The 19,191-nt window shown below is 73.1% G+C and carries 20 protein-coding genes; 9 read left to right on the forward strand and 11 right to left on the reverse strand.

The window, feature by feature from the left end; all coding sequences use genetic code 11:
* From FXF65_RS04340 to nucS, 4 genes are all read right to left on the reverse strand, one after another.
* On the reverse strand, positions 1-810 hold the full coding sequence (locus FXF65_RS04340; protein ID WP_148348406.1) for a site-2 protease family protein: 810 nt from the start codon (positions 808-810) through the stop codon (positions 1-3).
* A 90-nt stretch (positions 811-900) separates the two neighbouring features.
* On the reverse strand, positions 901-1,485 hold the full coding sequence (locus tag FXF65_RS04345; RefSeq protein WP_148348407.1) for a TetR/AcrR family transcriptional regulator: 585 nt from the start codon (positions 1,483-1,485) through the stop codon (positions 901-903).
* Between the two features lie 49 nt (positions 1,486-1,534).
* Positions 1,535-1,942 carry a DUF3224 domain-containing protein gene (locus tag FXF65_RS04350; protein WP_246198349.1) on the reverse strand — a complete coding sequence of 136 codons (408 nt, stop codon included), beginning with the start codon at positions 1,940-1,942 and terminating at the stop codon, positions 1,535-1,537.
* Between the two features lie 50 nt (positions 1,943-1,992).
* Positions 1,993-2,673 (reverse strand): endonuclease NucS, encoded by a 681-nt coding sequence (gene nucS / locus FXF65_RS04355; RefSeq protein WP_148348409.1) that lies wholly within the window; start codon positions 2,671-2,673, stop codon positions 1,993-1,995.
* 166 nt (positions 2,674-2,839) lie between these two features.
* On the opposite strand from nucS, the gene FXF65_RS43490 reads away from it, so the two are divergent.
* Positions 2,840-3,013 (forward strand): hypothetical protein, encoded by a 174-nt coding sequence (locus tag FXF65_RS43490; protein WP_187412088.1) that lies wholly within the window; start codon positions 2,840-2,842, stop codon positions 3,011-3,013.
* Between the two features lie 168 nt (positions 3,014-3,181).
* Complete coding sequence (locus FXF65_RS04360) at positions 3,182-3,568, forward strand: SCO5389 family protein (protein WP_148348410.1); 387 nt, start codon at positions 3,182-3,184, stop codon at positions 3,566-3,568.
* Between the two features lie 48 nt (positions 3,569-3,616).
* On the opposite strand, the gene FXF65_RS04365 is transcribed toward FXF65_RS04360, so the two are convergent.
* On the reverse strand, positions 3,617-4,603 hold the full coding sequence (locus tag FXF65_RS04365) for an LLM class flavin-dependent oxidoreductase (RefSeq protein ID WP_148348411.1): 987 nt from the start codon (positions 4,601-4,603) through the stop codon (positions 3,617-3,619).
* Between the two features lie 56 nt (positions 4,604-4,659).
* Here FXF65_RS04365 and FXF65_RS04370 point away from each other — a divergent pair, with 56 nt between their 5' ends.
* The 4 genes from FXF65_RS04370 to FXF65_RS04385 all read left to right on the forward strand — a co-directional run bounded on the left by FXF65_RS04370 (position 4,660) and on the right by FXF65_RS04385 (position 8,160).
* Positions 4,660-6,231, forward strand: coding sequence for a 3-hydroxyacyl-CoA dehydrogenase family protein (locus FXF65_RS04370; protein ID WP_148348412.1), 1,572 nt, complete (start codon positions 4,660-4,662; stop codon positions 6,229-6,231).
* A gap of 13 nt (positions 6,232-6,244) precedes the next feature.
* The gene (locus FXF65_RS04375; RefSeq protein ID WP_148348413.1) at positions 6,245-6,559 is read left to right on the forward strand and encodes an ATP/GTP-binding protein; all 315 of its coding nucleotides are present in this window, start codon (positions 6,245-6,247) and stop codon (positions 6,557-6,559) included.
* Between the two features lie 22 nt (positions 6,560-6,581).
* The gene (locus FXF65_RS04380; protein ID WP_148348414.1) at positions 6,582-7,304 is read left to right on the forward strand and encodes an alpha/beta hydrolase; all 723 of its coding nucleotides are present in this window, start codon (positions 6,582-6,584) and stop codon (positions 7,302-7,304) included.
* A gap of 64 nt (positions 7,305-7,368) precedes the next feature.
* The gene (locus FXF65_RS04385) at positions 7,369-8,160 is read left to right on the forward strand and encodes an alpha/beta fold hydrolase (RefSeq protein ID WP_148348415.1); all 792 of its coding nucleotides are present in this window, start codon (positions 7,369-7,371) and stop codon (positions 8,158-8,160) included.
* A 10-nt stretch (positions 8,161-8,170) separates the two neighbouring features.
* Here FXF65_RS04385 and FXF65_RS04390 read toward each other — a convergent pair whose 3' ends face one another.
* The 3 genes from FXF65_RS04390 to mce form a co-directional block, all read right to left on the reverse strand.
* Positions 8,171-9,577 carry an AI-2E family transporter gene (locus tag FXF65_RS04390; RefSeq protein WP_246198350.1) on the reverse strand — a complete coding sequence of 469 codons (1,407 nt, stop codon included), beginning with the start codon at positions 9,575-9,577 and terminating at the stop codon, positions 8,171-8,173.
* Positions 9,578-9,739: 162 nt separating this feature from the next.
* Positions 9,740-11,056, reverse strand: a complete 1,317-nt coding sequence (locus FXF65_RS04395; RefSeq protein WP_148348416.1) for a DivIVA domain-containing protein — start codon at positions 11,054-11,056, stop codon at positions 9,740-9,742.
* Between the two features lie 351 nt (positions 11,057-11,407).
* Positions 11,408-11,842, reverse strand: coding sequence for a methylmalonyl-CoA epimerase (mce, locus tag FXF65_RS04400; protein ID WP_067903105.1), 435 nt, complete (start codon positions 11,840-11,842; stop codon positions 11,408-11,410).
* Between the two features lie 105 nt (positions 11,843-11,947).
* Between mce and FXF65_RS04405 the strand changes: the two genes are divergently transcribed.
* Positions 11,948-13,141 carry an acetyl-CoA C-acetyltransferase gene (locus FXF65_RS04405; protein WP_148348417.1) on the forward strand — a complete coding sequence of 398 codons (1,194 nt, stop codon included), beginning with the start codon at positions 11,948-11,950 and terminating at the stop codon, positions 13,139-13,141.
* 19 nt (positions 13,142-13,160) lie between these two features.
* Here FXF65_RS04405 and FXF65_RS04410 read toward each other — a convergent pair whose 3' ends face one another.
* Genes FXF65_RS04410 through FXF65_RS04420 form a run of 3 tightly spaced genes read right to left on the reverse strand, consistent with a single transcriptional unit; the run spans position 13,161 to position 16,100 of the window.
* On the reverse strand, positions 13,161-13,904 hold the full coding sequence (locus FXF65_RS04410) for a DUF4230 domain-containing protein (protein WP_148348418.1): 744 nt from the start codon (positions 13,902-13,904) through the stop codon (positions 13,161-13,163).
* A gap of 29 nt (positions 13,905-13,933) precedes the next feature.
* The gene (locus FXF65_RS04415) at positions 13,934-15,250 is read right to left on the reverse strand and encodes a hypothetical protein (protein ID WP_187412089.1); all 1,317 of its coding nucleotides are present in this window, start codon (positions 15,248-15,250) and stop codon (positions 13,934-13,936) included.
* Entirely contained in the window at positions 15,243-16,100 is an 858-nt protein-coding gene (locus FXF65_RS04420; protein ID WP_246198351.1) for an ATP-binding cassette domain-containing protein, read from the reverse strand. Before FXF65_RS04420 ends, FXF65_RS04415 begins: the two co-directional genes overlap by 8 nt.
* A 513-nt stretch (positions 16,101-16,613) precedes the next feature.
* Here FXF65_RS04420 and FXF65_RS04425 point away from each other — a divergent pair.
* Both FXF65_RS04425 and FXF65_RS04430 read left to right on the forward strand, forming a co-directional pair.
* Positions 16,614-17,579, forward strand: a complete 966-nt coding sequence (locus FXF65_RS04425) for a tetratricopeptide repeat protein (RefSeq protein ID WP_187412090.1) — start codon at positions 16,614-16,616, stop codon at positions 17,577-17,579.
* A gap of 155 nt (positions 17,580-17,734) precedes the next feature.
* Entirely contained in the window at positions 17,735-19,138 is a 1,404-nt protein-coding gene (locus tag FXF65_RS04430) for an NAD-dependent malic enzyme (RefSeq protein WP_148348420.1), read from the forward strand.
* The last annotated feature ends 53 nt before the right edge of the window (positions 19,139-19,191 follow it).

Raw genomic sequence — 19,191 nt, forward strand, 5'->3', positions numbered from 1 at the left:
CTATGCCGGTCGGTCGCTCCACCACTGGAACAGCCAGTGCCCGGCCTGGATCGGAGTCCGGTTGAGGCCCAGCGCGTCGGTGATGTGGTAGATGAAGCCGAAGAACGCCTCGTTGACCGGACCGAGCCAGAGCAGCGCGATCAGGATGAGGAAGGCGTAGCCGCCGATGGACGCGGCCTGGTCGGCCCAGCGGCGCGGCAGGTACGGCTCGACGATCCCGAAGCCGTCCAGCCCGGGGATCGGGAGCAGGTTCAGCACCGCGGCCGTGATCTGGAGGAACGCCAGGAACGCCACGCCCAGCCAGAAGATCCCGTGCTCCTGGCCGTCCTGGTTGGCGGCGAAGTTCTTGTACAGCGCCGCGAGGGTGATCGCGAACAGCACGTTCGACAGCGGGCCCGCCGCCGAGATCAGGCTGTGCCGGATCCGGCCGGGGATGACGTGCCGGTCGATCCAGACCGCGCCGCCCGGCAGCCCGATCCCGCCGAGCAGGATGAACACGACCGGGATGAGGAAGCTCAGCACGGCGTCGGAGTACTTCAGCGGGTTCAGCGTCAGGTAGCCCTTCGCCACCACGCCGCGGTCGCCCGACCGGTAGGCGATGTACGCGTGCCCGAACTCGTGCAGGCACAGCGACGTCATCCACGCCGCGAGGACGAACCCGAACAGCGCGATCCGCGCCGGCCTCGAAGGATCGTTCCCGTACCGCCACGCCATCAGCCCGAACAGGACCGTCGCCGCCACGATCACGAGGAACACCGGGCTCGGCCGTACCGCCGCGCCGCCGCGCGTCCCGCGCGCAGTACCCGTCATCGTCTCCGGCCCCTCTCGCCACGCCGCCGCGCGGGAGCCCCGTCCCGCCTGATCCTCGCCGCCAATTCGGAAGCTACCGTCTTCCCGGAGTCATGGCGCCGCGATGACCGGAACGACATAGGTGCGCAGGAAGTCGCGCAGCCCGTCGTCGTCGCGGCCCCGGTCCATGACGATCAGCGAGGTGATGACGCGGAAGAGGAACTCGACCGTCCCCTCCACGTCGATGTCCGGGCGCAGCGTCCGCTGCCGCTGCGCCCGCTCGAAGTGCGGCCGCACGTAGTCGCAGCACAGCGCGAGCACGCGCTCGGACGCCCCCGACACCGCCGCCTGCATGTGCCCCGCCGCCTCCGGGACGAGGAAGTGCGCGACCGCCGGCACCTCCCGGACGTACCGGACGGCGTCCAGCGTGCCCTCCACGATCGCCTCCGGCACCGCCCGCTCCCGGCGCAGCCGCTCGGCGAGCCGGTCGAGGAACCGGCGCAGGTCGCGCATCACCACGGCGAGGATCAGCTCCTCGCGGCCGCCGGCGACGCTGCGGTACACGGTCGCGCGGGACAGCTTCGCGGCGGCGGCGATGTCCTCCACCGTGGTCTTGGCCACGCCGCGGCGGCCGAAGCAGTCCTCGGCCGCGTCGATGATCCGCTCGCGTGTCGCGTCGGTGGTGGCGGGGGGCATGCCGCTACGTTACCGGCCGTCGACTCGTCGGACGTCCGACGAGTCGTGCCTAGTCCAGGGTGTACTCCAGAGTCCACGTGTGCGCGCCGTCGTCCGCGACGGTGATCTGGCCGACGCCGCGGATGCCCGCGAGCTCCCCGCCGCCGGACGTCGGGACGATCAGCCAGCGCAGCCACTGGGTGTCCGCCGTGCCGTCCTCGCTGCCCGCGCTGTGCTGCAGGACGAACGTCCCCTCCCGGCCGTGCAGGATGCCCTCGACGTGCTCGATCCCCACGTAGGCGACGGGCCCGGCGGCGGACTCCACGGTGATCAGTTCGCTGCTGCTCGTCCCCACGAGGTCGCCGTGGAACGTCTTGCCGACGTGGACCCGGGTCAGCTTGGCGCCGCCCCGCTCGTCGAAGGGCTTCTCGGCGTCCCACGCGTCGATCTCGAAACTGCCGCTGGCTTGGAAGGTCATGGAGGAAATCCTGGCCTAGGAGGACGCCTCCCGGAACCCCGCCACGGATGTCAGAAGAGGGTGCCCTCGTGCTCGATGCCGCGCAGGGCGTCGTAGTCGAGGGTGACGCAGTCGATGCCCCGGTCGGCGGCGAGGACGCGCGCCTGCGGCCTGATCTCCTGCGCGGCGAAGATCCCGCGGACGGGCGCGAGGTGCGGGTCGCGGTTCAGCAGCTCCAGGTAGCGGGTGAGCTGCTCGACGCCGTCGATCTCGCCGCGCCGCTTGATCTCGATGGCGACGGTGGCGCTGGCGGCGTCCCGGCACAGGATGTCGACCGGGCCGATCGCGGTGGGGAACTCGCGGCGGATCATCGTCCAGCCGTCGCCGAGGGTGGTGATGTGCTCGGCGAGCAGTTCCTGGAGGTGCGCCTCGACGCCGTCCTTGCGCAGGCCCGGGTCGATGCCCAGCTCGTGGCTGGTGTCGTGCAGGACCTCCTGGATCGTGAGGATGAGCCGTTCGCCGGACTTGCCGTGGGTGACCGTCCAGCGGGCGACGGCGCCCTCCTCCTCGAACGGCTCCTCGCGCAGCGAGCAGGGCGGGTTCATCCAGTTCAGCGGCTTGTAGGCGCGGTCGTCGGCATGGACGCTGACGCTCCCGTCCGACTTGATCAGGATCAGTCGGGGGGCCATCGGGAGGTGGGCGGTGAGCTTGCCGGCGTAGTCGACGCTGCAGCGGGCGATAACGAGACGCACGGCGACCAACCCTAGTGCGGCCGACCGGCTAAGACGTCCGGGTGCCCGATATAAGGCGTCATGCCGATGTGGGGGAGGGGGCCTTAGGACGAGTCTCTTGGATGTCGGGCCATGCGGTCTTGGTCCGGCGGGGGATCTGGGAGGAACCGTGTACCACCACGACATCATGCGATCGATCAGCCGTGAGCGGGCCCGCGACCTGCGGGCCGAGGCGCGGGCCGCGCGCGACGCGCGGCTGGCGCGGCGGGCCCGCGAGTACTGGGCGGAGCTCGCCGAGCGGACCGCCCGGCAGCCGCGCCGCCGCCGTGCGGCCGGCCGGGACGCCGCGCCCGCCCGCTGAGCCGCCCCCGGCCCGTCCGGGGGCGGCCGGGGCCGGAGAACGGGCGCTGCTGGCGGCGGGGCCAGAAGCGGCAGACCTAGCGGAATGAAAACCTTTGTCAAGCCTGGAATTCTCCGGGGGCCGTGGTTAGCGTCGAGGGCATCCAGCGTCAGCGAAAGGACTCCCGCAATGTCTCTTGACGTGACCCCGGAACTCCTGGAGGCGGCGAAGCAGGGCGAGGTCGACGACGCGGCGTTCGTCGAGTGCGTGCGGACGTCCCTGCCCTACGCGTGGGACATGATCAGCGGCCTGGTGGCCCGGCTGCACGTGGACGGCGGCGAGTTCGCCGACAACCACACCCCGCCCCCGGACGAGCAGGCCCGCGGCCAGCTGCTGCGGGTGCTCGCGAGCGACGCGATGCGCGGCGCGCTGGAGCGCTGGTTCGGCGTGCGCCTGGCCTTCCAGAACTGCCACCGCGTCGCCGTCTTCCCGGACGGTGACTCCGCCACCTACCGGACGTTCGTGACCGCCCGCGAGCAGATCCTCAACCAGTCACCCGAGCTGCGCGACTGCTGACCCGGCGTCGCCCGGAGGGTGCGGCGCGCCTCGGCGCGCCGCGCCCTTTCAGGTGAGGGCGGCCCGCACCTTCGGCAGGACGTCCGCGCCGAGCCGGGCGATGTTCTCCAGCGTCGCGCCGCGCGACCCGGCGCCCTCGACCAGCATGATCAGCCGCCGGATGCCGGTGCGCTCGGCGGCCGTGACGAGCGACTCGACGCAGTCGTCCGGCGAGCCGACCGGATGCAGGTCGCACATGCGGCGCGTGTAGCCGACGGGGTCGCGCGGCGGGCGCGGACGGTCGTCGACGGCGACGTACCCGTCCAGGCCGGGGCCGAGCCAGCGCGGCATCTCCGCCGTCAGCGTGCGCACCGCCTCCTCGCGCGTGTCCGCGACCTGGGCGACGTGCGCGGAGACGTGCGGGACGTCCGGCAGCCCGTGCCGGGCGACGGCGGCGGCCTTCTCGTCCGGTCCGACGTGCATGCCGAGCAGCATCGGCAGCCCGCGCTCGGCCGCCAGCCGCTCCGTCGCGGGCGACGTGCACGCGACCGTCACCGGCGGCGGGACGGCCGCGCGCGGCACGACCGGCACCTCCCGGAACCGGAACTCCTCGCCGGACCAGGCGAGCCGGTCCGACCGCAGCCACGCCAGCAGCAGGTCGAGCGACTCGGCGAAGCCGTGCTCGTAGCGGGGCAGGCCGGTGCCGAACACCTCCAGCTCCCGCCACGGGCCGCCGCGTCCGACGCCGAGCTGGAACCGTCCGCCGGACAGCAGCGACAGCATCGCCGCCTGCTCGGCCACCGCCACCGGATGCTGGCTGGACAGGACGCTCACCGCCGTCCCGACCCCGACCCGCGCGGTGACGCCGAGCAGGTGCCCGGCGAGGACGGTCGCCGACGGCACCACCCCGTACGACATGAAATGGTGCTCGGCCAGCCAGACGTCGTCGAACCCGGCGCGCTCGGCGGCGACCGCGGCCTCGACGGTGCGGGTCAGGGCGGCGGCGTCGTCCTGGCCGGGGAAACGGGCGGCGATGAGGAAGATTCCGAGGCGCACGCTCCCGTCCTACCCGGGATCGAGGAGGGCGCCGCCGCTCTGCGAGACTGCCCTCCATGACCGAGAGTTCGTTCAGCAGGGTCGGGGTAGTCGGACTGGGGACGATGGGCGCGGGCATCGCGGAGGTGCTGGCCCGCGGCGGGCTCGCCGTCGTCGGCGTCGAGGTGAACCAGGACGCCCTGGACCGCGGCCGCGGCCACCTGGAGGTCTCCACCGGACGGGCGGTCAAGCGCGGGCGGCTGACCGAGGAGGCGCAGCGCGAGATCCTCGGCCGGACCGTCCTGTCCGTCGACTTCGCCGAGCTGGGCGACTGCGACCTCGTGATCGAGGCCGTCCCGGAGCGGCTCGACCTGAAGCGCCGGGTGTTCGCCGAGCTGGACCGCGTGTGCCGTGAGGACGCCGTCCTCGCCACCAACACCTCGTCGCTGTCGGTCACCGACATCGCGGTGAGCACGCGCCGTCCCACCAAGATCGTCGGGGTGCACTTCTTCAACCCGGCGCCGGTGATGAAGCTGGTCGAGGTCATCCGGACCGTCCTCACCGAGCCGGACGCCGTCGCCCGCGTCGCCGGGCTCGTCCGGGCGCTCGGCAAGACGCCCGTGACGGTCGGCGACCGCGCCGGGTTCGTCGCGAACCGGCTGCTGTTCGGCTACCTGAACCAGGCCGTGGCCATGCTGGAGTCCGGGCACGCGACCCGCGACGACATCGACGCCGCGATGACGGCCGGGGCCGGGCTGCCGATGGGCCCGTTCACCCTCATGGACCTGATCGGCCTCGACACCTGCCAGGGCGTGCTGGACGCGGTGCACGCCGAGACGCGGGAGCGGCGGCACGCCGCGTCCCCGCTGCTCCGCGAGCTGGTCACGGCCGGGCTGCTCGGCCGCAAGACCGGCCGCGGCTTCTACCCGCACGACGGCTCCGCGACCGGCGAGCCCGCCGCGCCGTCCGGCCCCGCGCCGGTCGTCGGCATCGTCGGCGTCGGCCCGCTCGCGGACGCGGTCGCCGCGCTGTGCGACCGCGCGGGCGCCGCCGTCCGCGACTCGGCCGCCGACCTCGCCAGCTGCGACCTGATCGTGGAGGCCGCCGAGGACGCCGAGGCGGGCCGCGCGCTGCTGTCCGCCGCCGCGCAGGCCGCGAAGCCGGGCACGCCGCTCGCCGTCACCTCCACCGGCGACTCGGTGATCGGGCAGGCGATGGCGGTCGGCCGCCCCGCCGACGTCGTCGGGCTGAGCCTGCCCGACCCCGCGGGGACGCTCGCCGAGATCGCCGTCACCGTCGCCACCGCTCCCGACGTCGCCGACCGCGCGGCGGACGCCCTCCGCCGCCTCGGCCTCACCGCCGTCCGCTGCCGCGACCGCGCCGGCTTCATCGTCGACGCGCTCCGCTTCCCGTACCTGAACGACGCCGCCGCGATGCTCGGCGCGGGCTACGCGGACGCCGACTCGATCGACGCGGCGATGACGCTCGGATGCGGCTACCCGTCCGGCCCGATCGCCGACCTGGACCGCCTCGGCGTCGACCGCGCCGTCACGGTCCTGAACGCCCTCCACACCGAAACCCGCGACCCGTCCCTCGCCCCTGATCCCCTTCTCACAGAACACGCGACCGCAAGTAGTTCGCTGCGCTGAATATCCTCGAAGCATGAGCCCCCGCAAGAATCGTCGTTCCGGGTCCGGGCATCCCCCCGCGGGTGGCGGCGGGGCGTGGGCTCAGGAGACCGAGGACGCGCCGGACGGGCAGTGGGTCGTCCGGTCCATCTCCGGGTCCGGCGCGGTGAAGGCGTACCGGTGCCCCGGCTGCGACCAGGAGATCCCGCCCGGCGTCGCGCACGTCGTCGCCTGGCGGACCGACGACCGCGGCGGCGAGGACCGGCGGCACTGGCACCGCCCCTGCTGGCAGGCCCGCGGCCGGCGCTCGCCGCGCGTCCTGCGGTCGCGGAACGCGCCCCGCCACTGAGCATCTGGAAGTAAGGAGACCCATGCCGGAGATCAGGGCGGCGACGGTGCTGCCGGCGCGGCGCGAGGAGATCACGCTGCACACCTCCGACGGGCTGGAGCTCGTCGGCGAGCTGGCGCTGCCGCCGGACCGGCCGCCGGTCGCGACGCTCGTCTGCCTGCATCCGCTGCCCACGGCCGAGGGCATGATGGACAGCCACGTCCTGCGCAAGGCGTCCTACCGGCTGCCCGCGCTGGCCGGGCTCGCGGTGCTGCGGTTCAACACGCGCGGGACGACGTCGGCGCGCGGCACCAGCCAGGGCGAGTTCGGCGAGGGCGAGACCGAGCGGTTCGACGTGGCCGCCGCGCTGGAGTACACCGAGTACCACGACCTGCCGCGCCCGTGGCTGCTCGGCTGGTCGTTCGGCACCGAGCTGGCGCTGAAATGGGGACGCGACCCGCTGGTGGAGGGCGCGATCCTGCTGTCCCCGCCGCTGCACCGGGCCACGGACGCCGACCTGGACGCGTGGGGCGCCGACGGGCGTCCCGTCCTCGCGCTCGTCCCGGAGTTCGACGACTACCTGCGTCCGGACGAGGCGCGGGAGCGGTTCAAGCGCGTCCCGCAGGCCGAGGTCGTGGGGGTCCCGAACGCCAAGCACCTGTGGGTCGGCGAACCCTACGTCCGGATCGTGCTGAACGAGATCGTGAAGCGGGTCGTGCCGGAAGCCGCCCCCCTTCCGACGGAATGGGACGAACAGGGCGGATAGTCCCAGGCGGCCGGTGGCGGCCACCCGCGTCACGTGCGCCGCGGGAGCGGGTACCGATGTGCCTATGACCGTGCAGTTGTACGCGAGGGATATCGGCTCCGGCACGGCGCTCGTCCTGCTGCACGCGTTCCCGCTCTCCTCGGCGATGTTCCTCGCCCAGCGCGAGGGCCTCGCGCCGCGGTTCCGGGTCGTCACCCCCGACCTGCGCGGCTTCGGCGGCTCCGAGCTGGGCGACGACGAGCCGTCCGTGGACGCGATGGCCGACGACGTCGCGCGCATGTGCCGGCGGCTCGGCGTCGGGCGGGCGGTGGTCGGCGGGCTGTCCATGGGCGGCTGCGTGGCGATGGCGCTGGGCCGCAGGCACCCGGAGCTCGTCCTCGGGCTGGTGCTCGCCGCCACCCGCGCCGCCGCCGACAGCGAGGAGGACCGCGCGACCCGGCTGCGCCAGGCCGAGCTTCTGGAACGTGACGGAACGACCCGCGTCCTGCTGGACGAGGTGCTCCCCGCCCTCGTCGGGCCCACCACCTACCGGCAGCGCGCCCTCGTCTACGGGCGGGTGCGCGGGCTCGTCCAGGCGACGCCGCCGCGCGCCGCCGCGTGGGCGCAGCGCGCCATGGCCGGACGCCCCGAGGCGTTCGGCACGCTCCGCGCCCTGCGCGTGCCCGCCCTCGTCATGGTCGGGGACGAGGACACCCTCGCCACCGAGGCCGACGCCCGCGCCATGGCCGACGCCATGCCGAACGCCGAACTCCAGGTCGTCCCGCGCGCCGGGCACCTGTGCGCGGTCGAGCAGCCGGACCTGTTCAACCAGGCCGTCGCCGAGTTCGCCGCCGCCCTGGCCCGCACGTCCCGCTGAGCGCCCGCCGCTACAACGTCTCCTGGCGCGGGATCACGACCTCGCGGACCAGCAGCGAGATCGCCGCCGCCGTCGGGATCGCCAGCAGCGCGCCGACGACGCCGAGGAGCGTCCCGCCGATCAGCGCCGCCACGATCGTCACCGCGGGCTGCACGTCGACCGTCCGCTTCATCACCCTCGGGTAGACGACGTAGTTCTCCACCTGCTGGTAGATCAGATAGAAGATCGCGCAGACGATGAGCTTGGTGACGTCCCCGGTGAGGAACGCGACCAGGCACACCACCACCGCGCCGATCGTCGCGCCGATCAGCGGGATCAGGTCGGTCACCGCGACGATCAGCGCGAGCGCGAGGGCGTACTTCACCCCGAGCACCGACAGGAAGACGAACGAGCACACGCCCGCGATGAACGCGATCGTGAACTGCCCGGCGACGTACCCGCCGATCCGGTCGAGTATCTCGTCGCCCAGCAAGGCCACCCGGGCCCTCCGGGACCGCGGCGCGAGCTTGTAGAAGAACGTCTTGATCTGCGGCAGCGAGCTCATGAAGTAGAGCGTCAGGATCAGGATCGTGATCGTCTGGAAGATCCCGTTGACGGCGACGTTGCCGATGCCGGTGGCGATGTCGGTGAGCTGGTTCTGGAAGCCGTCGCTGTTGACCGTCTTCTCGGCGCGCTCCAGCAGGCCGTACCGCTTGTCCCACTCGGCGAGGCGGTCGTTGTGCTGGAGCTGGTTCACGTAGTCGGGGATGTTCTCGCGCAGGTTCGTGACCTGCTCGGACACCGGTTTCACCAGCGACGCCACGAAACCGGCGAAGAACAGGATCACGGCGAAGAACACCGCCGCGACCGCCGCGCCGCGCGGCAGCCCGAACCTGCGCAGCCGCTCCACCGCCGGGTTCAGCCCGACCGCGAGGAACATCGCCACCACGATCATCACGATCACGGACTTGGCGTTGGTCGCCGCCCTGACCAGCATCCACGCGGTGATGACGCCGAGCGCGGCGGTGAACCCGAAGATGAACGGGTGCGCCCGGCCGAACGGCTGGCCGGGGCGCCCGAACGGGAAGTGGTGGTCGACGCCCGCCTCGCGCCTGCGCTGCTCGACGTCGTGCGCCGGGTCGGGCGCGCCGGGGTCGGGCTCCACCGGCTCGACGGTTTCCCCCACCACGGGGAGGCGGACGGGCGTCCCGGTGGACGGGTCGCGCTCCCCGGGGGCGGGCGCCTCGATCTCCTCGGGCCGCAACGCCCCGCTCGGCGCCACCGCCTCGTCGTCCTCCGCGGCCGCGGGCTCGCCCGGCTCGGCGGCGTCCTCGTCGTCGGCGGGACGGGAGGGGGCGGGCACCGTGCCTCCGGTGGCCGGGCGTCCCTTGCCGGGGGCCGCCTCGGGCCCGTCCTCGTGGGGGGTGTCGTCGGGCACGCCGCTCTCCTCTTCCGTCCGTCCGCGGTGGTCGCGCCGGCCGCCGGGCCGGGCCCCGATCAGCGCCACCACGGGGGTGAGACGTGGGAAAGCCTAGAGGCGTTTCGGCCTCTAGGCTTTCCCGTCGTTCGTCGACCGCGTCACACGGTCAGCCAGGCTGGGTCACTCCTGCCACCAGTCCTCGTCGTCCTCGTCGGACTTCTTGGCCTGGCCCGGCTTGGCGGCGGCCTTCGCGGCGGGCTGCTGCTTCGGCTGGGCCTGCGGCGCCGGCTTCGGCTCGGCCGCCGGGATGGCGGCCTTCTCCGGCGGGGCGGCCAGCTCCGGCTCGGCGCCCATCGTCGGGGCGACGCCGCCGATGAGCTGACGGAGCTGGTTGAGGTGGCTCGTGATGCTGTCGCGCTGCCGGGTGAGCTCGTCGACCTGGCGCTGCGCCGCCGTCCGGACGCGGTCGGCCTCGGACTTGGTCTCGGCGAGCAGCTGCTCGGCCTGCGACTTGGCCTCGGCGATCACGTTGTCGGAGTTCTTGCGCGCGTTCGCCATGAGCTGCTTGGCGTGCGAGTCGGCCTCGCGCCGGGTCTGCTCGGCCTGCTGCGTGGCCTTCGCCGCGCGCTGCTCGGCGGACGCCGCGCGCTGCTCGGCCTCGGCGACGAGCTTCTGCGTGGCGGCCTGGGCGGCCGTGTGGCGCTCGGCGTCCTGCCGGTCGGCCTCCTCGCGGCGGGCCGCGAGCTGGATCTCGAACTCGGCCTCGGCCTGGGCGCGCTGGGCCTCGCTCTCCTCCAGGATGCGCTGGGCCTGCGCGCGCATCTCGTCGGCCTGCCGCTTCGCCGTGGTGAGGATCTCGTCGCGCTCGCGCTTGGTGGACGCGCGCAGCTGCGCCACCTCGCGCTCGGTGGTGGTGCGCAGCTTCGCGATCTCGCGCTCGGCGCTGGCGCGCTTCTCGGCGACCTCGTGGTCGGCGGTGGCGCGCAGCTTCGCGACCTCGCGCTCGGTCGTGGAGGTCAGCTCGTCGGCCTCGCGGCGGGCGGAGGTGCGCACCTCCTCGGCCTCGCGCTCGGCCGCGCCCCGCATGTCGTCGCCCTCGCGCTGGGCGTTGGCACGCAGTTCGGCGGCGTCGTTCTCGGCGTTGGCCCGCTGCTCGGCGGCGTCGACCTTGGCCGCGGCCTTGATCTCGTTCGCCTCGGACCGGGCTGCCTGGACGAGCTCGGTGGCCTGCTCCTCGGCCAACCGCAGCAGCTGCTCGATCCGGGCGCCTAGGCCGGAGTAGGTGGGACGTTCCTGTTCCTGCAACTGCCGGTGCGCGTCCGACAGCTCCCGCTGCAGGGCCTGGGTCTGCTCGCGGGTCTGCCGGACCTCGTTGTCGAGCGACTTGATGTGCTCGTCGACCTGGTGCCGGTCGTAGCCGCGAAGCACCACGTCGAACTCGCGCGGGGGCGTGTCTTCAAAGAAGTTGCTGAGCTGGGCGTCGATGTCGGACTGCATGTGGCTCAATCCTGATGTGACGGGGCTACGGGTGTTCCGGGGACCGGTCGATCGCCTGGCATGACGGGCTCCGCGACGGGCTCAGTGCCCCAAGACGTGGCCTGGACCTCTTCCGGCGAATGAAGCCTACTCCGGACACTGCCGTGTTGGGGGTTCATCTTGACGCGCTGCGTGGTTTGTCCGGTTTGGGATTTTGCCTTCCGGGCCCCCGGTACCCCTGGTCTGGCCGGTACAAATCCACCAGATGTGTCTGAACGGTCACAGAGGGGCGGTCGCCGCCTCGCCGTCCGCGATCGGGATATCGAACGCGTCACGATCCGGTCGCACGCGGGCGGCGGGGGCCTCGGAAGATCATGCGGGGTCCGGACGCTTCTGCACGAGCTCCGTCAGGACGCCGTGGCAGTCCTTCGGATGCAAAAAGTTGATCAAGGATCCCATGGATCCGTTGCGCGGCGCGTCGTACAGGACGCGCACCCCCTTGCCGGCGATCCCGGCCGCCTCGTCGGCGACCGTCCCGTCCGTCCCGAACGCGATGTGGTGGACGCCCTCCCCGTTCTTCTCCATCCACTTCGCGACCGCCGAGTCGTCCCGGATCGGCTCGATGAGCTGGAGGTAGCTCGCCGCCCCGTCGCCGGTCTCGTTGATCTTGAGCATGCACTCCCGGACGCCCTGCTCCTCGTTCACCTCGAAGTGCGCGTCGGTGAAGCCGTAGGTCGCCTTGTAGAACTCGACGGTGGCGTCGAGATCGCGACAGGCGATGCCGATGTGGTCGATACGGGTCAGCATGGGCTTTCTCCCTACTCATGCGGCCAGGCGGGGGCGAACCGAACCGGTCGGCGTCCCCGTGGGTATCGTGGCAAACGTCGCCGAGCACCATTCTGGAGGCCCCTCATGACCGCCACGTCCGTCATCGTCGCAGGAGCGCGCACCCCCGTCGGGCGGCTGCTCGGCTCGCTGAAGGACTTCTCCGCGGCCGATCTCGGCGCCCACGCGATCAAGGCCGCGCTGGAGCGCGCCGGGGTGTCCGGCGACCAGGTGCAGTACGTGATCCTCGGCCAGGTGCTGCAGGCGGGCGCGGGGCAGATCCCGTCCCGGCAGGCGGCGGTCAAGGCGGGAATCCCGATGAGCGTCCCGTCGATCACGATCAACAAGGTGTGCCTGTCGGGGCTGGACGCGATCGCGCTCGCCGACCAGCTGATCCGCGCGGGCGAGTTCGACATCGTCGTCGCGGGCGGCATGGAGTCGATGACACAGGCCCCGCACCTGCTGCCGAAGTCGCGCGGCGGCTACAAGTACGGCTCGGTCGAGGTACTCGACCACATGGCCCTCGACGCGCTGACCGACGCCTTCGACGGCGTCTCCATGGGCGAGTCGACCGAGCGGTACAACGCCGAGCTCGGCATCACCCGCGAGGAGCAGGACGAGTTCTCCGCCCGCTCCCACCAGCGCGCCGCCGCGGCGATCAAGAACGGCGTCTTCGACGAGGAGATCGCCCCCGTCGAGGTCCCGCAGCGGCGCGGCGAGCCGATCACGTTCGCGACGGACGAGGGCGTGCGCGGCGACACCACCGCCGAGGTCCTCGCGAAGCTGCGCCCCTCGTTCAGCAAGGACGGGACGATCACCGCCGGCTCGTCCTCGCAGATCTCCGACGGCGCCGCGGCCGTGGTCGTGATGTCCAAGGCCAAGGCCGAGGAGCTCGGCCTGACGTGGCTGGCGGAGATCGGCGCGCACGGCAACGTCGCCGGGCCCGACAACTCGCTCCAGTCGCAGCCGTCCAACGCGATCAAGCACGCGCTCGGCAAGGCGGGCCTCGGCGTGGACGACCTCGACCTCATCGAGATCAACGAGGCGTTCGCGTCCGTGGGCGTCCAGTCGATGCGCGACCTCGGCGTCGGCCCGGACAAGGTCAACGTCAACGGCGGCGCCATCGCGCTCGGCCACCCGGTCGGCATGTCGGGGGCGCGGATCGTCCTGCACCTCGCCTACGAACTGAAGCGGCGCGGCGGCGGCGTGGGCGCGGCGGGCCTGTGCGGCGGCGGCGGCCAGGGCGACGCGCTGATCCTGCGGGTGCCCGCCGACCAGTAGGCGGTCACTGGGCAGGCGGTCACTGGGCACCGAGGCTGACGGCGACGGTCTGGAAACCCAGCGCCTTGAGCATGTTCTCCAGCATCGTCTTCGTGTTGGCGTCGGCGCGTTCCGTCAGGCCGCTCTGCCCGGCCGCCGTCTGGATCTTCTGCGACGCCAGCACGTAGAGCTGCTGCTGGTTGTTCGGGTTGCTGCTGAAGAAGTCGCCGAAACGGTCGAGCAGACCGCGCTCGGTCGCGTAGACGTAGCTGTTCTTCGTGTCCAGGTTGGTGGGTTCGAGCCGGGCGCGGGGGAGGGTGATGGCGGCGGACGTCCGGTCCGAGTTCACCTTCACCGCGCCCGAGCCCAGCTTCGAGAAGTCGACGTAGGCGTCGACGGACCCGTTGCCGACGAACAGGGTGCGCTTGCCGCGCAGCGCGCCCGGCAGGAACTTCGCGTCCTTCTCCAGGTCGACCACCACCTGGAAGTTGCCGCTCGCCGCCTCGTACCGGTGCAGGTCGCGGATCGACTTCAGCAGGACGGGACCGCTCCGGTCCTTCGTCTCCTCGGCGAACGGGTTCAGCCAGCCGGGCAGGCCGCGCAGGATCTGCTGCCCGGCCAGCACGACCGCGATCGTCGCGACGATGATGAGCACGGGCCCGGCCACCCCGCGCCGGGGCCGGGCATACGACCTGCGGGGCGCGGCCCTCTTCGCGTCCGACTTCGTGTCCGACTTCGTGTCCGACTTCTTCGTCTCGGCGTTCTTCGCATCAGAGCGAGCCATGTACCGCATTTTCCCGGCATACCGGTCCCTTACCTAGCGGACCGGTTAGGTCGATGTGAGGCCGCGTGCCGGACGTGCTTGGCGAGGACGGGACGCCGCGGCCGCTCCGTGCGGAAGTCGGCGGGGCCGAGCGCGCACGCCCGGTAGGCGGCGAAGTGCTGCCGCAGCCACGCGCGCCGCGCCGTCTCGCTCCACGACGCGAACCGCCGCGCGGCGTCGGTGTCGGGGACGGCGGGCGGCTCGTCGTCGAGGAGCCACGCGTCGACGAGGGCCCGGTACTCGTTCGGCGGGGCGGCGCAGGTCGTCGCGTCCTTGAGGCTGTCGCTGATCTGCCGGACGGCCCGCGCCGCGAACCCGCCGGACAGCTCCTCGTCGAGATGGACGGTCGCCACGCCGCCGTTCACCGCGACCGGCACCCACATCGGCCGCTGCTCCAGCGCCGTGAACGCGCCCGGCGTCCCGTTCAGCCGCGCGGCGACGGGGGTGGCGGCCGAGACCAGCCGGGGCAGCGCGTCCCGAAGCGCGGGGTGGACGCACACGGTCAGCGGCCATTCGCGGCACACCGGCTCGGCGGCCACGGGCGCGACCGTCCCGCCGCCGGTGCGGTGCAGCCCGAGCGTCGCGGTGACCGTCGCGGCCAGCGCCACCACCAGCGGCAGGACGAGCAGGAACCGCCGCGTCGCCCACATCACGTAGCCGAGGATCAGCGCCGTGGTCAGCCCGGCGGCCCAGGTGACCTGGTCGGCGAGCACCTCCGGACGCAGCGCGGTGAACAGCGCGATCCGGTCGAACGCCGCCGGGGGGAGCAGGCTCCACCACGACACGCCGGGGACGCGCGCCGCCGCCCACACCGCCGTCAGGCCGAGGACGAAGCCCGCCGTCGCCCGGTGCGGGACGAGGCGCCCCGCGAGGTACCCGGCGACGACGTGCAGGACGAGCGACCCCGCCCCGGCGGCGACGCCCATCGGCTGCGGGTGGCCCGCCTCGTCCTGCGCGAGCGTGACGGCGACGACCACCGCCGTCACCGCGCCGTAGGAGACCAGCGCCGCCGCCGCGAGCAGCAGCAGGTCGAACAGCACCCCGGTCGCGGGCGAGCGCGCGGTCAGGTCGCGCAGATAGTCGAGCGGGCGTTCGCGGACCGCCGTCCACGCGGCCAGCGCCGCCGCGACCGGGCCCAGCAGCCGGACGGCGTTGACCAGGGCGACGACCGTGTTGTCCCAGTAGGCGACCGACGGGCACAGCGACAGCGCGGCCGCCGCCGTCCCGACCACGGTGAGGAGCGGCACCGAGACGAGCAGTGCCGTGCGGCGGGCGTCCAGCCGGAGCACCCGTCCGAGGTCAGACACCGGTGGCGCTCCGGGCGGGCGGCCGCCTCACGAGGCGCGGCAGCGTCAGCCGGGGAAAGGACACGTCGGACAGCGTGCGCCGGGCGGCCCGCCGGCGCGGCGGCGCCGGGCGGCGGTCGGACGCGAGGATGGCCTGCGGCACCGCGGCCCGCGGGTCGGGCACGTCCGCGCCGCGCCGGTCGGCGGCCGACCGGCCGCGCCGCGCGGCGGCCGAGTGCGTGGGCTGCTCGGTGAGCCGGCCGCGGGCGAGGGTGAGGAGCCGGTCGCACCAGCCGGTCAGCGTCTCGGTGGCGTCGGCGGTGACGATCACCGTGGGGGCGAGGGAGCGGAGCACCGGGACGAGTTCCGCCATCGCGGCGGTGAGCGTGTGGCCGCCGGGACCGGCGGGGCCGGTGGGGCCGGTGGGCCACGGCTCGGCGGCGGCGCACAGCTCGCCGAACGGGTCGTCCAGGAGCACCACGTCCGGCTCGTGGACGCACGCGGCCGCGAGCCCGGCGCGGAGGCGGACGTCGGGCGGCAGCAGCGCCAGCTCGGTGCGGGCGGCCTCGGCGAGGTCGAGCCGCCGCGCCACCGAGCGCGCGGCGGACACGCTGGTCCGCTTGTAGTAGGCGGCGTACTCGACGAACTCGCCGGCCGTCATGTGGTCCGCCCGGGCGAACCGGGCGGGCAGGTAGCCGATGGCGGCGCGCGCGGCGCGCTGCCCGGCGGCGTTCGTGATGTCGTGTCCGAGAATGTGCAGCGCGCCGGCGTTCGGCCGGCGCAAGGTCGCGAACGTGGCCAGCAGAGTGGATTTACCGGCGCCGGGTGGTCCGGCAAGGCCGACCACGCCTTCGGGCACCCCGAAGGTCACCGGGCGCAGGAGCCACCGGCCCCCGCGGCGGACACCCATTCCTCGGGCCACGATCACGGAGTGCTCCGCGATCACAAGATTCCCCCCATAGCTCGTCATGCGGTCGCGGCGGCCGGCGCGCGTCCGGCTGCGCGGGTGCGCCGGTGGCCTCGGTCCCCCAACCCTGCCACTCGGCTCCCGCCGTACCGGGCCTCCGCCTTCGGCGGGCCCGGCGTGCCGGTCGCTTTTGCCGTGCCGCGATGCATCGACAGCGTGACTATAACCGGGCTTGGTGATGGCTGTCAGCAATCTTTTTGCCTTTAACGTCGGTCCGCCTGGATTCTTTGCCGACCCCGCCGAATCGGAGAATTAGAAAAAGGCGGACAATTGCCGAACCGTACCTTTGGCCGGGACGTGCCGGACGTCCCACCACCGCCGACCTGCCACGGCCGACCCTCCACGCCGACCCGCCGCGCGCTCCGCTCCCAGCGGACGGGCGCGCAGGCACGGGCGCTCATGGGGCAGGATGGACCCATGCCTTCTCGGGACTTTTCGTTGCACGGGGCCATCGACCTGGGGGCGCGCCAGGCGGCCACCAGGAAACAGCAGGAGCGCAGGGCCCAGGGCGGCGCCGCGTCGGCGGGCGCGGGCGGCGCGTCCGGCGCGGCCGGCCAGTACGTCGTGGACGTCACCGACGAGACGTTCAACACCGAGGTCGTGGAGCGGTCGCAGTCCGTCCCCGTCCTGGTGGACTTCTGGGCCGAATGGTGCGGGCCGTGCAAGCAGCTCGGCCCGATCCTGGAGAAGCTCGCCACCGAGGCCGCCGGGAAATGGATCCTGGCCAAGGTCGACATCGACGCCAACCCGCAACTCGGCGCGTACATGCAACAGATGGGCGTGCGGGGCATCCCGTTCGTCGCGGCGGTCGTCGCCGGGCAGCTGCTGCCCTTCCTGAACGGCGCGGCGCCCGAGCCGCAGGTCCGCCAGGCCATCGACCAGCTCTTCGAGGCGCTGCGCAAGGAGGGCATCCTGCCGGACGCCCCCGCGGGCGAGGAGCAGGCCGTCGACGCGGCGGGGGCGCCCGCCCTCGACCCGCTCTCCCAGCAGGCGGAGGACGCCCTGCAGAGCGGCGACCTGGACGCCGCCAGGACCGCGTTCGAGCAGCTGATCGCCCGCGACCCCCGCGACGTCCAGGCCAAGCAGGGCCTCGCGGCGGTCGAGCTGAGCCTGCGCGCCCGCGGGCTGGACGCCGAGCGCGTCCTTCGCGAGGCCGCGGAGAAGCCCGGCGACGTGCAGGCGCAGATCAGCGCGTCCGACGTGGAGATGGTGTACGGACGCCTCGAGGAGGCGTTCGAGCGGCTGCTCAAGGCCGTGCGGACCAGCGCGGGCGACGACCGCGACGCCGCGCGCCGGCACCTGCTGTCGCTGTTCGACGTCCTGCCGCCGGACGACCCGCGCATCGCCAAGGCGCGCCGCTCCCTCCAGTCCGCGCTGTTCTGACGGGCTCGCGGCGCGGGCGCGTTCACCGGACGAACAGGCACGACCGCGACACCCGACCGCGCCGCGGAGCGTATGCTCGGTTGACGCGGCGGGAGCGTGCCGACCGGGGCGTGCTGGCCGCGACGGGGTCACCCCGGAGTAGAGGGAGCAGTTTCGTGGCGAGCGTGCCCAGCGTGTCGTACTCCATCACCGTCCGGCTGGAGGTCCCGGCGGGTGGCCGTGCCGTCAGCCAGATCACCCACGTCGTGGAGAACGCGGGCGGCATCGTCACCGCGCTCGACGTCAACACCGCCGGGCACGAGACGCTGCGCATCGACGTCACGATCGCGACCCGCGACACCCAGCACGCCGAGTCGATCTCGGCGGCGCTGGAGGGCATCGACGCCGTCAAGATCCACAAGGTCAGCGACCGGACGTTCCTGATGCACCTCGGCGGCAAGATCGAGATGCAGTCGAAGGTGCCGCTGCGCAACCGCGACGAGCTGTCCATGGCCTACACGCCGGGCGTCGCGCGGGTGTCGCTCGCCATCGCCCGCAACCCCGAGGACGTCCGGCGGCTGACGATAAAGCGCAACAGCGTCGCCGTCGTCACCGACGGGTCGGCCGTGCTCGGCCTCGGCAACATCGGGCCCGAGGCCGCGCTGCCGGTGATGGAGGGCAAGGCCGCGCTGTTCAAGCGGTTCGCCGGGATCGACGCCTGGCCCATCTGCCTCGACACCCAGGACACCGACGAGATCGTCCGGACGGTGCAGATCCTCGCGCCCGCGTTCGGCGGCATCAACCTTGAGGACATCTCCGCCCCGCGCTGCTTCGAGGTCGAGGCGCGGCTGCGCGAGCTGCTCGACATCCCGGTGTTCCACGACGACCAGCACGGCACGGCGATCTGCGTGCTGGCCGCGCTGACCAACGCGCTGCGCGTCGTCGGCAAGGACATCGGCGCCGTCCGGATCACGATGGCGGGCGCGGGCGCGGCGGGCAGCGCGATACTGAAGCTGCTGATCCACGCGGGCGCCCGCGACCTGGTCGTGTGCGACTACCGGGGCGCCGTCCACAAGGGCCGCGACGACCTCGACGACTCGCTCCGCTGGATCGCCGAGCACACCAACGCGGCCGGCTACGCGGGCGACCTGCGCGGCGCGGTGAAGGACGCCGACGTGTTCATCGGCGTGTCCGCGCCCGGCATCCTGAACGGCGACGACATCGCGACGATGAACGACGACGCGATCGTGTTCGCGCTCGCCAACCCCGAGCCCGAGGTGTCGCCGGACGAGGCGCGCGAGCACGCCGCCGTCGTCGCGACCGGCCGCAGCGACTACCCGAACCAGATCAACAACGTGCTGGCGTTCCCGGGCGTCTTCCGCGGGCTGCTGGACGCGCAGGCCGACGGCGTCACCCTGGAGATGCTCGCCGCGGCGGCCACGGCGCTCGCCGAGGTCGTCACGCCGGACGAGCTCGGGCCGAACTACATCGTCCCGAGCGTCTTCCACCCGGAGGTGGCCACGCGCGTCGCGGGCGCCGTCCGCGAGGCCGCGGGCGGCCGCCCCCGCACCGAGGCGTAACCCCGCTGAGGCGTGACCCGCGCGAGCCTGAGCCGCGCGGGTCCCCGGTCGTC

Origin of the sequence: Actinomadura syzygii (assembly GCF_008085905.1) — a bacterium.
GTDB lineage: Bacteria > Actinomycetota > Actinomycetes > Streptosporangiales > Streptosporangiaceae > Spirillospora > Spirillospora syzygii.

Excerpts from the sequence above, each read along its gene's own strand:
- mce (WP_067903105.1), bottom strand. The coding sequence starts at position 11,842 with ATGCTGACCCGTATCGACCACATCGGCATCGCCTGTCGCGATCTCGAC.
- FXF65_RS04340 (WP_148348406.1), bottom strand. The coding sequence starts at position 810 with ATGACGGGTACTGCGCGCGGGACGCGCGGCGGCGCGGCGGTACGGCCG.
- FXF65_RS04370 (WP_148348412.1), top strand. The coding sequence starts at position 4,660 with ATGACCGAGAGTTCGTTCAGCAGGGTCGGGGTAGTCGGACTGGGGACG.
- FXF65_RS43490 (WP_187412088.1), top strand. The coding sequence starts at position 2,840 with ATGCGATCGATCAGCCGTGAGCGGGCCCGCGACCTGCGGGCCGAGGCG.
- FXF65_RS04385 (WP_148348415.1), top strand. The coding sequence starts at position 7,369 with ATGACCGTGCAGTTGTACGCGAGGGATATCGGCTCCGGCACGGCGCTC.
- FXF65_RS04395 (WP_148348416.1), bottom strand. The coding sequence starts at position 11,056 with ATGCAGTCCGACATCGACGCCCAGCTCAGCAACTTCTTTGAAGACACG.
- FXF65_RS04360 (WP_148348410.1), top strand. The coding sequence starts at position 3,182 with ATGTCTCTTGACGTGACCCCGGAACTCCTGGAGGCGGCGAAGCAGGGC.
- FXF65_RS04345 (WP_148348407.1), bottom strand. The coding sequence starts at position 1,485 with ATGCCCCCCGCCACCACCGACGCGACACGCGAGCGGATCATCGACGCG.
- FXF65_RS04425 (WP_187412090.1), top strand. The coding sequence starts at position 16,614 with ATGCCTTCTCGGGACTTTTCGTTGCACGGGGCCATCGACCTGGGGGCG.
- FXF65_RS04410 (WP_148348418.1), bottom strand. The coding sequence starts at position 13,904 with ATGGCTCGCTCTGATGCGAAGAACGCCGAGACGAAGAAGTCGGACACG.
- FXF65_RS04380 (WP_148348414.1), top strand. The coding sequence starts at position 6,582 with ATGCCGGAGATCAGGGCGGCGACGGTGCTGCCGGCGCGGCGCGAGGAG.
- FXF65_RS04375 (WP_148348413.1), top strand. The coding sequence starts at position 6,245 with ATGAGCCCCCGCAAGAATCGTCGTTCCGGGTCCGGGCATCCCCCCGCG.
- FXF65_RS04405 (WP_148348417.1), top strand. The coding sequence starts at position 11,948 with ATGACCGCCACGTCCGTCATCGTCGCAGGAGCGCGCACCCCCGTCGGG.
- FXF65_RS04350 (WP_246198349.1), bottom strand. The coding sequence starts at position 1,942 with ATGACCTTCCAAGCCAGCGGCAGTTTCGAGATCGACGCGTGGGACGCC.